Source organism: Mangrovibacillus sp. Mu-81, from assembly GCF_036867415.1.
In the GTDB taxonomy this organism is placed as follows: domain Bacteria; phylum Bacillota; class Bacilli; order Bacillales; family Bacillaceae_B; genus Rossellomorea.
Genome location: NZ_JBAJHU010000002.1, coordinates 626,910 through 641,948 on the forward strand (window position 1 = coordinate 626,910; position 15,039 = coordinate 641,948).

The window sequence follows — 15,039 nt, forward strand, 5'->3', positions numbered from 1 at the left end:
AACCAGTGCTTATCTTGGGATGAAAAAATGCTTGGAGCATATGTCTCCAAGCATTTTTCTTATTATTTTCTTGCCAAATTGCTTTTTAATTTTGGTTTGAATTACTATACGAAAGCAATGTTAATTCATATTTTGCACTTCAAAACTAAACCGCTCCCCCTTAAAGGAGAGCGGCTTCAAAATATATTGCTTATTTCCCGCCAAATGCCAGACTTGCTTCAACAAAATCTCTGAACAGCGGCTGTGGACGTGTCGGGCGTGATGTGAATTCCGGGTGGAATTGGGATGCCACGAACCATGGGTGATCTTCAAGTTCGATGATCTCAACAAGGCGTCCGTCAGGGCTTGTTCCTGAGAAGATGAATCCTGCGTTTTCCATTTGCTCACGGTAGTGATTATTGAATTCGAAGCGGTGGCGGTGACGCTCGTATACCACTTCTCCATCATAGGCTGCATACGCTTTTGAACCTTTCGTCAATTTACATGGATATAAACCAAGACGCAGTGTTCCCCCGAGATCTTCGATGTCCTTTTGTTCAGGAAGCAGGTCGATGACCGGGTATGGCGTATCCGGGTTCAGCTCAGCAGAGTGTGCTCCATCAAGTTCAAGGACATTGCGCGCATACTCCACAGACGCCAGCTGCATTCCAAGGCAGATTCCAAGGAACGGCACCTTGTTTTCACGTGCATATTGAGTCGCGGCGATCTTCCCTTCAACCCCGCGGTCACCGAAGCCTCCAGGCACAAGGATTCCGTCAACGTCCCCAAGTTTTTCAGCAACGTTTTCAGCGTCGACAAGTTCAGAGTTCAGCCATTTCACTTCGATGTCACTATCGAACTGATAGCCGGCATGACGAAGTGCTTCGACGACAGAGATGTACGCATCCTGAAGTTCAACATATTTCCCGACCAGTGCAATCTTCGTTTTGCGGGAAAGATTCGTTACGCGGTCCACCAGCTCATTCCACTCTGTCATATCCGCTTCACGGCAATTCAGCTTTAGGTGCTGGCAAGTAATCTCATCCAGCTTCTGATCCTGCAGGGAAAGCGGTACTGAATAAAGCGTCTCTGCATCCATTGCTTCGATGACTGCGTTCTTGTCAATGTCACAGAACAACGCGATTTTATCTTTCATGTCCTGGGTCATCGGCATTTCGGTACGAACAACGATGACATTCGGCTGGATTCCCAGGCTGCGAAGCTCTTTAACGCTGTGCTGGGTCGGCTTTGTTTTCATTTCGCCGGCAGCTTTAAGATATGGGACAAGTGTACAGTGGATGTACATCACGTTTTCACGGCCAACATCACTCTTAATCTGGCGGATCGCTTCAAGGAATGGAAGAGACTCGATGTCCCCTACCGTTCCGCCGATTTCAGTGATGACGACATCTGAATTCGTTTCACGTCCTGCACGGTATACGCGATCTTTGATTTCATTCGTGATATGAGGGATGACCTGAACCGTCCCGCCTAAATAATCACCGCGGCGTTCCTTTTTCAGAACAGTAGAATAAATTTTACCAGTCGTCACAGAGCTGTACTTCGTTAAGTTGATGTCAACGAAACGCTCGTAGTGACCGAGGTCAAGATCCGTCTCGGCACCGTCATCGGTTACGAATACTTCACCATGCTGATACGGGCTCATCGTCCCTGGATCCACATTGATGTACGGATCGAATTTCTGGATCGTCACGGTAACCCCGCGGTTTTTTAATAATCTGCCAAGGGACGCTGCTGTGATCCCTTTTCCAAGTGACGACACAACGCCGCCTGTTACGAAAATATACTTAGTCATGTATATGTCCCCCTTTTAATATGATTTAGTTCAAAAAAAGTAGAGGGTGTCTCATATGTATCCTTGTCATGAAGTTATCTTGTTCAAAGAATGAGTAGTCCATTCCATCAAAATAAAATCATGGGCAAAAAACAGCTAAAAGACAGCCTCTTATTTATCATTAAGTGGTTATTGTAAGGGGAAGAGATAACGGTAATCAGCCTGCATTCATCAGTCAGATTGTCCTGTAAAAAATAAAAAACGCCCCGCTTACCAATTGGTAAGGGGAGCGTTGAATACTCTATTCGTCCTTTTTTAAGGAGCCCAAATAAAATACTACCTTCCTAAAAGAAAGAAGTCAAGCATAGAATGAGGTTCGGAAAATGTCCTAATTAACAGAAAAATTAACTCTTTTCTTCCTTATCTTCCTCATCAGATTCTTCTTCCTCGTCATCCAGCTCATCGATCTCAAGTTCTTCCTCGTCATCATCGACATCGATATCTTCTAGATCATCGTCCGTATCATCCACATCGCTGTCATCGTCATCATCATCTGTCAGATCATCATCATCGTCATCTGTATCGTCCAGATCATCATAATCAAGATCGTCATCAAGGTCTTCCTCATCAAGATCATCGAATTCGTCCAGGTCAAGATCTTCCTCGACTTTCTTCTTCGCTTTTTTCTTTTTAGTAGATTTCATTGTCGGAACGGTTTCCTCTTCGATTTGATCAACCGGATACCATTCGCGGAGTCCCCAGCGGTTCTCGCCAAGCGCAATGAAACGACCGTCGATGTTCAGGTCTGTATAAAATTGAACCAAGCGGCTTTTGACCTCTGATTCAGAGATTTCAAGTAAACGTTTAATTTCTTTCAACAATTCTTGAAACGTCACGGCTTGCTTCTTATCTGTCATAATCTCATGTGCCAATTCAATAAAAGATGTCTGGCGCAATTCTTCTTTCGATAACTGTTTTAGACTCACTTTACGCACTTCCTTTCTCTATTTCACACTCTACTAAGAGAGTCACTAAAGCTCATGCATCGCCCGGATCCATCATCCGGAAGCATCTGCCGCTGATCATACTATACAGCGGACCGCTGCAAGTCTGCAAACACTATGTAAGCATCCCGGCAAGACGCAGATATGCCCCACTGTTTAGATGCAGGGACAGAAAAAATGGCATAATACCGCCATTATCATCTAAAGCATATTTATCATTATAAACAATAGAAGAGACTTTATGCTATATTAAACTGGCTTTTCTCTTATTTTTTTATTTTTGTGAATTCAGTAGGCTGCTGTTTTCTTCACTTTCCTCCGTGTCACCGTGCCGGATCGCCTTATATGCTTCATAAAAAAGATAGAAGGACAGGAGAAAGAATGGTATGGCCCCGAGCTGAAAGTGGTATAGAAGGGCAGCCGCATAAATACCGGCCGCAATAAGTGCATAACGCAATAATGTTTTCACAATGTCACATCCAGTATCTATCGTTCTCTAGTCTATTCACCCAATACCCATTATATAGCAAAACCTTTCTCACATCTATTACCGCAGTGTAAAGTATTGTACTTTTCTGTATATTAAGCATGGACTGATTTTCAAAAGTTTAATCATGCTTAACCCGAAAATCCTTTAGACTGGTGAGGGACGAGCCATCGCTTTCTTTGTTCCCGGGTTTTCATTTTTGAAAAAGAGACTGCTGTCCCCGGTAACAGCAGTCTCCTTTCTTCCTATCTATTACATATTCCTGCGGTATTGTCCGCCGACTTCGTATAAGGCCCGGGTGATTTGACCGAGGCTTGACGATTTGACGGTTTCCATCAGTTCTTCGAAGATGTTGCCTCCGTCGACTGCCGCTTTCTTCAGGCGTACGAGTGCTTCTTCTGCTTCATTTTCGTTGCGTCCCTGGAAGTTGCGGAGATTCGTGATTTGCGTCTCTTTCTCTTCCTTCGTTGCACGTGCAAGTTCCATGCTGTCCATCTCTTCTTCAGAAGGAGGATTCGGGTTGAGGTATGTGTTCACCCCTACAATCGGAAGATCCCCGTTATGCTTCTTCATTTCGTAGTACATGGACTCTTCCTGGATCTTGCCGCGCTGATACTGGGTTTCCATCGAACCGAGCACGCCACCGCGGTCATTCAGGCGGTCGAATTCGGTCAGCACCATTTCTTCCACTAAATCGGTCAATTCTTCGGCGATGAACGATCCCTGGAGCGGATTTTCATTTTTGGAAAGACCGTGTTCTTTCGTGATGATCATCTGGATCGCCATCGCGCGGCGGACGGATTCTTCCGTTGGTGTCGTGATGGCCTCGTCATACGCATTCGTGTGTAGCGAATTACAGTTATCCTGCAGTGCCATCAATGCTTGAAGCGTAGTGCGGATATCGTTGAAATCGATCTCCTGCGCGTGCAGCGAACGGCCTGACGTCTGGATGTGATACTTCAGCTTCTGACTGCGCTCATCCGCTCCGTACTTATCTCTCATGACCGTCGACCATATGCGGCGGGCAACGCGGCCGATCACCGTGTACTCGGGATCCAGTCCGTTCGAGAAGAAGAATGACAGATTCGGTGCGAACTTATTGATGTCCATTCCGCGGCTCAAATAGTACTCGACATACGTGAAGCCGTTTGCGAGTGTGAATGCAAGCTGCGAAATCGGATTCGCTCCCGCTTCTGCGATATGATAGCCCGAAATCGATACAGAATAGTAGTTTCTTACTTTATGATCGATGAAGTACTGCTGGATGTCACCCATCATACGTAGAGCGAATTCAGTGGAGAAGATGCATGTGTTCTGACCCTGATCTTCTTTTAAAATATCGGCCTGAACGGTTCCGCGTACGACTCCAAGCGTCTTTTCCTTCACCTCGACGTATTCTTCCACTGTCAGCACACGGCCCAGTTCTTCTTCCTTCGCCCGGATCTGCTGATCGACCGCTGTGTTCATGAACATGGCGAGAATGATCGGCGCCGGTCCGTTGATCGTCATCGACACCGACGTAGACGGGGCACAAAGATCAAAGCCTGCATACAGCTTCTTCATATCATCAAGCGTACAAATGCTCACGCCGCTTTCCCCGACTTTCCCGTAAATATCAGGGCGGTGATCCGGATCTTCGCCGTACAGCGTCACCGAGTCGAACGCTGTACTCAGACGCTTCGCATCATCATCCTTCGACAGATAATGGAAGCGGCGGTTCGTCCGTTCCGGAGTCCCTTCACCGGCGAACTGACGCTTCGGATCTTCCCCTTTGCGTTTAAAAGGAAACACGCCTGCCGTGTACGGGAACGAACCTGGTACATTCTCCTTGTACACCCATTTCAAGATTTCCCCATAATCCTTATACTTCGGAAGGGAAACTTTCGGAATATCGAGACCTGACAGACTCTTCGTCTTCAGCTCGGTCACGATTTCCTTATCACGGATCTTCGTGACGAACTGATCCTTGCTGTACATATCCTTCAAGTTCTCCCATTTTGCTAAAATCCCTTTGGATTCAGCAGTCAGCTTGTTCTCTACCTCTTCTTTCAAGGTGTTGAGCGAAGTCAGAAGTTCGTCATTATGTTCTTTCTCGCGAAGAGCTTCCATTGCCCCTTCCAATTGGAACAGACGACGCGCAAGCTTTACTTGCTCTTCGGCTTTCTTATGATAGTTGCGGACAGTATCTGCAATTTCACGCAAATAATAGCGGCGGCTGTTCGGAATGATCACGTTCTGTTTTTCGACATCGGCCGTTTTCGTGAAGTTCGTTTCCCAATCAAGCTGCATCTTCTCATTCACGGTTTCAACAATCGCGGCAAATAAAGCGTTCGTGCCCGGATCGTTGAACTGGCTTGCGATCGTCCCGTAAACCGGCATGTCATCAAGATCCTTATCAAAGAGCATGTGACTGCGCTGATATTGCTTCTGAACCTGACGGCGTGCGTCTTCCGAGCCTTTCCGTTCAAACTTGTTGATGACGATCAAGTCGGCAAAATCAATCATGTCGATCTTCTCAAGCTGTGAAGGCGCACCGAATTCACTTGTCATGACGTACATGGACATGTCACAGATTTCAGCGATTTCCGCATCTCCCTGCCCGATTCCGCTCGTTTCAATGACAACGAGATCATAACCGGCTGCTTTCACCACATTGATTGCATCCTTGATGGCAAGTGAAAGCTCCGTCTTCGAACCGCGGGTAGCAAGGCTGCGCATGTAAACACGCGGATTGAAGATCGCATTCATGCGGATACGGTCACCAAGCAGCGCTCCGCCCGTCTTCTGCTTTGTAGGATCGATGGATAGAATTGCAATCTTCTTCTCCGGAAGCTCGTTGATGAAACGGCGGATCAATTCGTCCGTCAGGGAACTTTTCCCTGCGCCGCCTGTACCTGTAATCCCGAGTACCGGCACCTTTTTCACAAGATTTTTAATTTCCGAGAAAACCGTCTGGGCCGCAGCTGCGACTTCTTCATTCGCCCCGACCTGATACTCAGCGAGTGAGATCAGTTTCGAAACGGCATTCACGTCACCGCCGGCAAGCTTCTCCACTTCGGAATTGACGCTTCCTTCAATCGTCGGGAAATCACACTCTTCAATCATTTTATTGATCATGCCTTGAAGTCCGTGCTGGCGTCCGTCCTCAGGTGAAAAGATGCGTGCGATCCCGTACTCATGGAGCTCCTTGATTTCTCGAGGGATGATGACCCCTCCGCCCCCGCCGTAGATGCGGATGTGGGAAGCCCCTTTTTCTTTTAACAAATCATACATGTATTTAAAATATTCAACGTGCCCGCCTTGATAGGAGGAAATCGCAATCCCCTGTACGTCCTCCTGGATCGCAGCGTTTACCACTTCTTCCACGGAGCGGTTATGACCTAAGTGAATAACCTCTGATCCGCTTGCCTGAATAATCCGTCTCATTATGTTGATCGATGCATCATGTCCGTCGAAAAGGCTCGATGCCGTGACAAATCGGACATGGTGCTTTGGTTTATAAACGTCAACCGTGCTCATAGTACTCCCCCTGTTCTCTTCTGTTTTTCAAAACCCGTGACACCTTCAAAAAGCAGTTCGATTTGAAGGTCAATGTAGTCTTGCAGTGAATACCTCTTCTGCAGAGCCCAGCGGCGGAATCCCCACATCTGCCCCTGGACGAATACATTTTGCGCGAGCATATGGATCTGATTGTCACTAAGCTCAAGCTCCCCAGTCTCGACGCAGCGGACGATCAGCTTCTCAACCATCCCCACCATTTCAAGTTCTTTCCTCAGAACGTACGGAAGCGCATCCTTGGACAATGATTTCGCTTCCTGGTACATAACCAGCACCTCATCCTGCATACGGTGCATCACTTGGAAATAATGGGCGATGCCGAGCCTCAGGCTGTCAATCGTGCCTTGATCGATATCCAGTTCCTCAAGCTCCAATCGAACCTGCTCATAAATGCTGTCACAGACCAGGTACAAAACGTCTTCCTTTGTCCGTATATATTCATAAAGCGTTCCGATGCTGAAACCGGCGGCCTTGGCAATCTCTCTCGTCGTGGTGCGGTGAAACCCCTTCTGTTTAAATAGAGAGACGGCTCCCCGGATCATCTGATCGCGGCGCTTTTCCACTAAACGTTCATCTTTAACAGAAGCGTGCACTTCTCTTTTTTTATCCAATGTAACCGACCGCCTTTATCTCATTCTCCCATTGACCCCTCTTGCTTCCGCCTGCCCCGTCCCCCAACGGAGCGGACGGATTATATGTGGTAACATACCCCGTTAATACTTCAATTCTATCTTTATTTCGTCACCATCCGGGAAATAACCAGACGCTGGATTTCCTGTGTGCCTTCATAGATCTGAGTGATCTTCGCATCACGCATGTAGCGCTCCACCGGATAATCCTTCGTGTAGCCATAGCCGCCGAAGATCTGGACTGCTTCCGTCGTCACCTTCATCGCCGTGTCCCCTGCCATCAGCTTCGACATGGCCGATTCTTTTCCGTATGGAAGACCTTCAGACTCAAGCCACGCCGCTTGGTAGGTTAATAGACGGGAAGCTTCGATCGATGTCGCCATATCAGCGATTTTAAAAGAGATCCCCTGATTCGCAGCAATCGGCTTGCCGAATTGCTCGCGCTCTTTCGCATAGTCGACGGACGCATCAAGCGCTCCCTGTGCAATTCCGACAGCTTGTGCCGCGATGCCGTTACGGCCGCCGTCCAGTGTCATCATCGCAATCTTGAAGCCTCCTCCTTCTTCACCAAGAAGATTTTCTTTCGGCACCTTGCACTCTTCGAACACGATTTCCGTCGTTGGTGACGAACGGATCCCGAGTTTCTTCTCTTTTTTACCGACCGAGAAGCCTTCGAAATCCTTCTCGACGATGAATGCACTCGTTCCGCGCTGGCGTGAAGAAGGATCAGTGAGTGCAAATACGATATAAGTATCCGCGATTCCGCCGTTCGTGATGAAAATCTTTGAGCCGTTCAATACGTAATGGTCGCCTTCCAAGCGCGCCGTCGTCTTCATTCCGCCTGCATCCGATCCTGAACCCGGCTCCGTCAACCCGTAAGCACCGATCTTTTCCCCTTGCGCCATCGGACGAAGATACTTCTGCTTCTGTTCTTCCGTACCGAATTTGTATACCGGCCAGCCTGCCAATGAAGTGTGGGCAGATAAGGTTACACCTGTTGACGCGCACACTCTTGAAAGTTCCTCGACCGCGATGCAGTAAGCAAGATAGTCGCTCCCGATCCCGCCGTATTCTTCCGGCCAGGGAATCCCTGTCAAACCAAGCTCCGCCATCTTATTGAAAATTTCCATATCGAAGCGTTCTTCCTCATCGCGCTCTGCAGCAGTCGGCGCCACCTCGTTACGTGCAAAATCGCGCACCATCTTGCGAATCATTTCATGTTCTTCAGACAACTTAAAATTCATGATCTCTTCTCCCATCTATGTTGGAATCTATTTATATAATTTTATTTAAACAAGCAGGTTCTTCCCGATAACCATTCTTTGGATCTCGCTTGTGCCTTCGTAGATTTCGGTCACTTTGGCGTCGCGGAAGTATCGCTCTACCGGGTATTCCTTCGAATAGCCATAGCCTCCGTATACCTGGATCGCTTCGGTTGCCACTTCGACCGCCGTTTTCGATGCGAACAGTTTGGCCATGGAGGCTTCTTTTCCGCAGGAAATCCCTTGAGAACGCAGGCTTGCTGCTCTGTACACCAATAATTTAGAACCTTCAACGGCAGTTGCCATGTCGGCGAGCTTGAATCCGATTCCCTGCTGGGCAGCGATCGGCTTTCCGAACTGAACGCGCTCTTTGGCATAAGCGGTTGCGTAGTCGAACGCTCCTTCCGCGATCCCAAGTGCCTGTGCTGCAATTCCGATGCGGCCGACATCAAGGTTCGCCATCGCGATTTTAAAACCTTCTCCTTCCTGCCCAAGAAGATTTTCTGCCGGCACTTTCATGTCTTCAAATGTAAGCTGAACCGTTCTTGATCCGTGAAGACCCATTTTGTGTTCGTCTTTCCCGATGATCAAACCCGGCGTTCCTTTATCAACTATGAATGCCGATACCCCGCGGCTTGCCTTCGTTGGATCGGTGACAGCGAAGACGATATATGTATCCGCTTCGCCCCCATTTGTGATGAACACCTTCGAACCGTTCAGTACGTAGTGATCACCGCGCTTTTCAGCTTTTGATTTCAAGCTCTTTGCGTCAGATCCCGCACTCGGTTCCGTCAAACAGAATGACCCTAAATATTCGCCGGATGCCAGCTTCGGAAGATACTTCTGTTTCTGTTCTTCATTTCCGAAATAAAGAATCGGATTGGTCCCCACCGATGTATGGACAGACAGGATGACCCCGATGGTTGCGCTTACTTTCGACAGCTCGTGAATGGCAATGATGTAAGAGGTGAAATCCATTTCCGAACCGCCGTATTTCTCAGGCGTCGTAATTCCCATCAGGCCAAGCTCTGCCATCTTATTTAAGATCTCCCGCGGAAAATGCCCCTCTTCCATCTTTTCCACAAAAGGCTGTATCTCTGTTTCAGCAAAATCCCGCACCATCTTGCGCATCATCTGCTGTTCTTCCGTGAATCGTAAATTCATGATTGTTCCCCTCCCGGCTGTTCGTATGCATGTATGTCGTTCCGCTGCCTTATTCGTAGGAATAGAAGCCTCTGCCCGTTTTGCGGCCGAGCCAGCCTGCTTTCACGTATTTTCTAAGAAGCGGGCATGGGCGGTATTTATCATCGCCGAATCCTTCGTGCAGTGTTTCCATGATGTAGAGGCAAGTATCAAGACCGATGAAATCAGCAAGCGTCAGCGGTCCCATCGGATGATTCATCCCGAGCTTCATCACTTCATCGATCGCTTCCTTGCTTGCTACACCTTCATATAGAGTGTAGACCGCTTCGTTGATCATCGGCATCAGAATCCGGTTCGATACGAAGCCCGGGAAGTCTTCCACCTCGACCGGCACTTTACTCAGTGATTTCGTCATATCCTCGATCGTTTGATATACTTCATCCGTCGTCGCAAGCCCGCGGATGATTTCAACAAGTTTCATCACCGGCACCGGATTCATGAAATGCATCCCGATTACCTGATGGGGACGCTTCGTCGCCGCTGCAATCTCCGTTATCGGAAGTGAAGACGTATTGGAAGCCAGAATCGCATGATCCGGCGCGATTTCATCCAGCTGGGCGAAGATCTTCGTTTTGATCTCCATGTTCTCAACCGCAGCTTCAATCACGATGTCAACATCCTTCGCATCGTTGATATCCGTCGAACCCGTCAGCCTGTTCAGTGCAGCTTCTTTATCCTCTTCGGACATTCTCCCTTTTTCCACGGAACGTGAAAGGTTCTTCGTAATGACGCCAATCCCTTTTTGAACAAATTCCTCTTTTAAATCATTTAAAAATACTTCAAACCCAGCCTGTGCACATACCTGGGCGATCCCGGAGCCCATCTGTCCCGCTCCGATGACCATGACTTTATTTATATTCATTGCTCTCTCCCCTTTGTTTGAAAAATTGCTTGTTTATGTTGGTTGGTTGTTGGTTGGTGTACCTGGTACAATTGTGGTTATTTGTACCAGGTACATCAGCCGCTGGTTGTACCTGGTACAAAACCGTTGAAATGCCGGGTGTGATGCTTTGTGCCAGGCACAGAAACCGTGGTTTGTTCCTGGCACAATGAGCCCCATTTGTTCCTGGCACAGACTAAACGTTCAAAATGGTGCCTGGCTCAGATGACCCGATTTGAGCCTGGCTCAATCACCCATTTCCGAGCCTGGTTCAAAACTGCCAAATCGAGCCAGGCACCCAGTACCAAAACCTCTACCAATCTACCAATTCCATCCCCGAACCTATTGCTTCGGCACCTCGATCATAATCGCATCTCCCTGGCCGCCTCCGGAACAGATCGAGGCAATTCCGATGCCTCCGCCGCGGCGTTTCAGTTCATATGCGAGTGTCAGGATGATTCGCGCACCGCTTGCTCCGATCGGGTGGCCTAGAGCGACCGCGCCGCCGTTCACATTGATTTTTTCCGGATCGAGACCGGCGATCTTGCCGCTTGTCAGTGCGACTGCTGCGAATGCTTCGTTTATTTCAAACAGGTCGATGTCGTCCAACGATTTGCCTGTTTTCTTCAATAACTCATTGATTACAAGTCCTGGTGTCTGCGGGAAATCCTTCGCTTCCACTGCAATTGCCGTGTGCCCAAGGATCGTCGCCAATGGTTTCTTGCCCTCTTTCTCTGCGCGTTCTTCACTCATCAGGATCATGGCTGCAGCTCCGTCATTGACTCCGGGTGCGTTACCGGCTGTGATCGTGCCGTCTGATCCGAATACCGGGCCCAATTTAGCCAGCACTTCATACGAAGTCTCCTTGCGCGGTGCTTCGTCACGGTCAACGACGACCGGATCCCCTTTGCGCTGCGGCACTTCCACCGGCACGATTTCTTCACCGAGTCTTCCTTCCTCTGCCGCCTGCACAGCAAGTTCATGGCTCCTTAGTGCCCAGCGGTCCTGATCTTCCCTTGTCAGTTCGAATTCCTTCGCTGTCGCGTTTCCGTATGTCCCCATGTGAACGTTATTGAAGCTGCAGGTTAGACCGTCATGAACCATCAGGTCTTTCACACTTGAGTCGCCCATTTTGAATCCCCAGCGTGCTTTAGGCAAAATATACGGCGCGTTCGACATCGATTCCATTCCTCCGGCCACGATGACCTCTCCGTCACCGGCACGGATGATCTGGTCCGCCATTGTTACGCTTCTCATGCCGGACGCGCACACTTTATTGATTGTTTCGGTCTTTACATTCCACGGGAGCCCGGCATGGCGGGATGCCTGGCGTGAAGGGATCTGCCCCTGCCCGCCTTGTAATACGGATCCGAGAATGACTTCCTCAACCTCTTCGCCGCTGACACCTGCCCTGTTCAATGCTTCCTTCACTGCAAAACCGCCGAGCTCGGAAGCTGTAAAACTGCTCAATCCGCCTCCAAACTTACCGAAAGGAGTTCTGGCTCCATCCAAAATGACCGTTTTTCCCATGTAAATCCTCTCCTTTTTTCTTTCAGTTTGAAATCTTATTTTTGTATACGCTTTCAAAAATCCGTTAAGTAAGATGTGGTTAGTATGTTCGTCAGGTATTTGTATGGGGCATTCTTTAACAAGCGGTCCCGCCAATTGACTGAACGCTCGCTCGACCAAACCCCAAAAGAGGAAGGGACAGATTTCGTCCCTTTTCACTACCTTCATTGTACTTCAAAATTGTGTAAAACGTAATGACTTTTTAGAAAGTTTTTATTTTTCATTTAAATTACTATTGTAGAAAAGTAAAGAGGAGTGAACCGCCATAATATGTGTGATGTAATTTCACTCCTCGTACAGTTCATGTTGATTTTACGTATGATTTAAGCCACAATCTCATCCTTGCGATCACCGCATACCGCTTTCTCAAGAAGCTCGGCGACGTCGAGTGTTGAAACGTTTTCCTCCACTTCCTTTGCTTTCGTTCCATCCGAAAGCATCGTCAAGCAGTATGGGCAGCCGGAACTGATGACGGACGGGCTGACGGCAAGTGCCTGCTCGGTACGGGAGACGTTGACGCGGTGGCCGGTGTCTTCTTCCATCCACATGAGCCCCCCGCCGGCTCCGCAGCACATTCCGGTCTCGCGGTTGCGTTCCATTTCAACGAGCTTCACGCCGGAAATCGATTTCAGGATTTCACGAGGAGGATCGTACACTTCGTTGTAGCGGCCAAGATAACATGAGTCATGGAATGTGATCGTCTCGTTCACTTCGTATTGAGGTTTCAGACGCCCTTCCTTCACCAGGTCATAGAGGAGCTCGGTGTGGTGGACGACTTCAGCTTCCAGTCCGAAGTCAGGGTATTCATTTTTGAAAATATTGTAGGCATGCGGGTCGATCGTGACGATTTTCTTGATTTCATGCTTCTCGAATTCAGCGATGTTGTTTGTCGCAAGCTCCTGGAACAGGAATTCATTCCCTAGACGGCGCGGCGTATCACCTGAATTTTTTTCTTTATTTCCTAAAATTGCGAACTTCACGCCTGCTTCGTTCATCAGTTTGGCAAATGAAAGTGCGATTTTTTGGCTTCGGTTATCGAATGAACCCATGGATCCGACCCAGAATAGGAATTCGAAGTCTTCACCCGCTTTTTTCATTTCTTTCACCGTCGGGATGTGAACGTCTTCTCTCGCTCCACGCCAGTTTTCACGCTCTTTTCGGTTAAGTCCCCACGGATTTCCCTGCCGCTCGATGTTCTGCATCGCACGCTGTGCATCTGCATCCATCTTTCCTTCCGTCAATACAAGATAACGGCGGAGGTCGATGATTTTATCCACGTGTTCGTTCATGACCGGACATTGGTCTTCACAGTTTCGGCATGTCGTACACGCCCAGATTTCTTCTTCCGTTATGACGTCTCCGATCAAAGATGGGCTGTATGCCGCACCGGCTGCCGCTTCTTCAGCCGCCTGTGTCGCACTTGCCATCGCCAGCTGATTGCCTTTTGTCCCGCTGAAAGCGAATGTCGGCACCCAAGGTTTTTTCCGGGTGACGGCTGCGCCGTGATTCGTCAAGTGATCACGCAGCTTCACGATCAGGTCCATCGGCGACAGCATTTTGCCTGTGCCGGATGCCGGACACATATTCGTACAGCGCCCGCATTCTACGCAGGCATAGAAATCAATCATCTGAGGCTGCGTGAATTCCTCTATTTTCCCCACCCCGAAGCTTTCTGCCGTTTCGTCTTCAAAGTCGATCGGCTTCAGTTTTCCAGGGTTGTCTAAGCGGTTGAAAAATACATTGGCCGGCCCTGCGATCAAGTGAGCGTGCTTTGATTGCGGCACGTACACAAGGAAGGCCAGCAGGAAAATCAGGTGGATCCACCATGCGATGTAGAAGACGACGATGGATGCTGTTTCCCCGATCGCTCCGAGTGCTCCAGCGATCAATGACGCCACCGGCTCCGTCCAGGCAAGCTCTTCACCATGCCAGATCAGGCCCATTCCATTTCCAAGGAGGACGGAAAGCATCAATCCGCCGATGAATAACAGAACGAGTCCAGATTTGAATCCTCGTTTTAAACGAACGAGTTTTTCCACGTATCGGCGGTGGAAAGCCCATACCACTGCAACCAGGATCATCAGTGTGACGAGCTCCTGGAAGAACGTGAAGGCTGGATATAACGGCCCAAGCGGTAAATGGTTACCCGGTGCCAGTCCTTTTATGATGAAATCGATCGCTCCGAATTGGACGAGGATGAAGCCGTAGAAGAACATGACGTGGATCGCTCCACTTTTCTTATCCTTCAAAAGCTTTTTCTGTCCGAATACGTTGACCATGATTTTTTCGAAGCGTTCCTTGAATCGTTTATCAAATTCAACTTTCTTTCCAAGCTTGATATATTCAATTCTCGTTTTGACCACATACACAAACAGACCCACTGCGTAAACGGTTACAAAAATGAACGCAAGCCAATTGAGAATGAGTAATCCATTCATCTCAAATCTCCCCCTTATTCGGTTCGTTTATGAACTTCCCCTTTGTTCAAACTTTTCAAACCAAATTAATATTCAGAATAATATCCATACTTCCATTATATAATGAATGAGCATTCAGTCAACGGTTTTTTTAAAACTAACGTCTAAACCGTCTCACCATCAAAATAATTCCTACAAATAAAAAAACCATCTTATGTAAGATGGGCAGCCACGTTCTGTGTATGGGGTTGAATGG

At 48.4% G+C, this 15,039-nt stretch carries 10 protein-coding genes; all 10 read right to left on the bottom strand.

Features of this window, described 5'->3' with window-relative positions; genetic code table 11:
* Window positions 1–190: 190 nt before the first annotated feature.
* Window positions 191–1,795: a CTP synthase gene (locus V6B33_RS06655; RefSeq protein ID WP_334216952.1), complete on the bottom strand. Its 1,605-nt coding sequence runs from the start codon at window positions 1,793–1,795 to the stop codon at window positions 191–193.
* A 383-nt stretch (window positions 1,796–2,178) separates the two neighbouring features.
* Window positions 2,179–2,760 carry a DNA-directed RNA polymerase subunit delta gene (gene rpoE / locus V6B33_RS06660; protein ID WP_334216953.1) on the bottom strand — a complete coding sequence of 194 codons (582 nt, stop codon included), beginning with the start codon at window positions 2,758–2,760 and terminating at the stop codon, window positions 2,179–2,181.
* Between the two features lie 292 nt (window positions 2,761–3,052).
* Window positions 3,053–3,247: a hypothetical protein gene (locus V6B33_RS06665; RefSeq protein WP_334216954.1), complete on the bottom strand. Its 195-nt coding sequence runs from the start codon at window positions 3,245–3,247 to the stop codon at window positions 3,053–3,055.
* A gap of 270 nt (window positions 3,248–3,517) precedes the next feature.
* The gene (gene icmF, locus V6B33_RS06670; RefSeq protein WP_334216955.1) at window positions 3,518–6,784 is read right to left on the bottom strand and encodes a fused isobutyryl-CoA mutase/GTPase IcmF; all 3,267 of its coding nucleotides are present in this window, start codon (window positions 6,782–6,784) and stop codon (window positions 3,518–3,520) included.
* Window positions 6,781–7,434 carry a TetR/AcrR family transcriptional regulator gene (locus tag V6B33_RS06675; RefSeq protein ID WP_334216956.1) on the bottom strand — a complete coding sequence of 218 codons (654 nt, stop codon included), beginning with the start codon at window positions 7,432–7,434 and terminating at the stop codon, window positions 6,781–6,783. The genes icmF and V6B33_RS06675 overlap by 4 nt, the downstream gene beginning before the upstream one ends.
* A 122-nt stretch (window positions 7,435–7,556) precedes the next feature.
* Window positions 7,557–8,696 (bottom strand): acyl-CoA dehydrogenase, encoded by a 1,140-nt coding sequence (locus V6B33_RS06680; protein WP_334216957.1) that lies wholly within the window; start codon window positions 8,694–8,696, stop codon window positions 7,557–7,559.
* Between the two features lie 45 nt (window positions 8,697–8,741).
* Entirely contained in the window at window positions 8,742–9,878 is a 1,137-nt protein-coding gene (locus V6B33_RS06685; protein ID WP_334216958.1) for an acyl-CoA dehydrogenase, read from the bottom strand.
* Between the two features lie 49 nt (window positions 9,879–9,927).
* On the bottom strand, window positions 9,928–10,779 hold the full coding sequence (locus V6B33_RS06690) for a 3-hydroxybutyryl-CoA dehydrogenase (RefSeq protein ID WP_334216959.1): 852 nt from the start codon (window positions 10,777–10,779) through the stop codon (window positions 9,928–9,930).
* A gap of 360 nt (window positions 10,780–11,139) precedes the next feature.
* Window positions 11,140–12,327 carry an acetyl-CoA C-acetyltransferase gene (locus V6B33_RS06695; RefSeq protein ID WP_334216960.1) on the bottom strand — a complete coding sequence of 396 codons (1,188 nt, stop codon included), beginning with the start codon at window positions 12,325–12,327 and terminating at the stop codon, window positions 11,140–11,142.
* A gap of 362 nt (window positions 12,328–12,689) precedes the next feature.
* A complete protein-coding gene (locus tag V6B33_RS06700; RefSeq protein ID WP_334216961.1) occupies window positions 12,690–14,804 on the bottom strand; it encodes a 4Fe-4S dicluster domain-containing protein in 2,115 nt (704 codons plus the stop codon).
* Between the last annotated feature and the right edge of the window lie 235 nt (window positions 14,805–15,039).

Bases quoted from the DNA above. Each gene is read 5' to 3' on its own strand.
- icmF (WP_334216955.1), bottom strand. From the start codon at position 6,784: ATGAGCACGGTTGACGTTTATAAACCAAAGCACCATGTCCGATTTGTC.
- V6B33_RS06685 (WP_334216958.1), bottom strand. From the start codon at position 9,878: ATGAATTTACGATTCACGGAAGAACAGCAGATGATGCGCAAGATGGTG.
- V6B33_RS06695 (WP_334216960.1), bottom strand. From the start codon at position 12,327: ATGGGAAAAACGGTCATTTTGGATGGAGCCAGAACTCCTTTCGGTAAG.
- V6B33_RS06700 (WP_334216961.1), bottom strand. From the start codon at position 14,804: ATGAATGGATTACTCATTCTCAATTGGCTTGCGTTCATTTTTGTAACC.
- V6B33_RS06655 (WP_334216952.1), bottom strand. From the start codon at position 1,795: ATGACTAAGTATATTTTCGTAACAGGCGGCGTTGTGTCGTCACTTGGA.
- V6B33_RS06690 (WP_334216959.1), bottom strand. From the start codon at position 10,779: ATGAATATAAATAAAGTCATGGTCATCGGAGCGGGACAGATGGGCTCC.
- V6B33_RS06680 (WP_334216957.1), bottom strand. From the start codon at position 8,696: ATGAATTTTAAGTTGTCTGAAGAACATGAAATGATTCGCAAGATGGTG.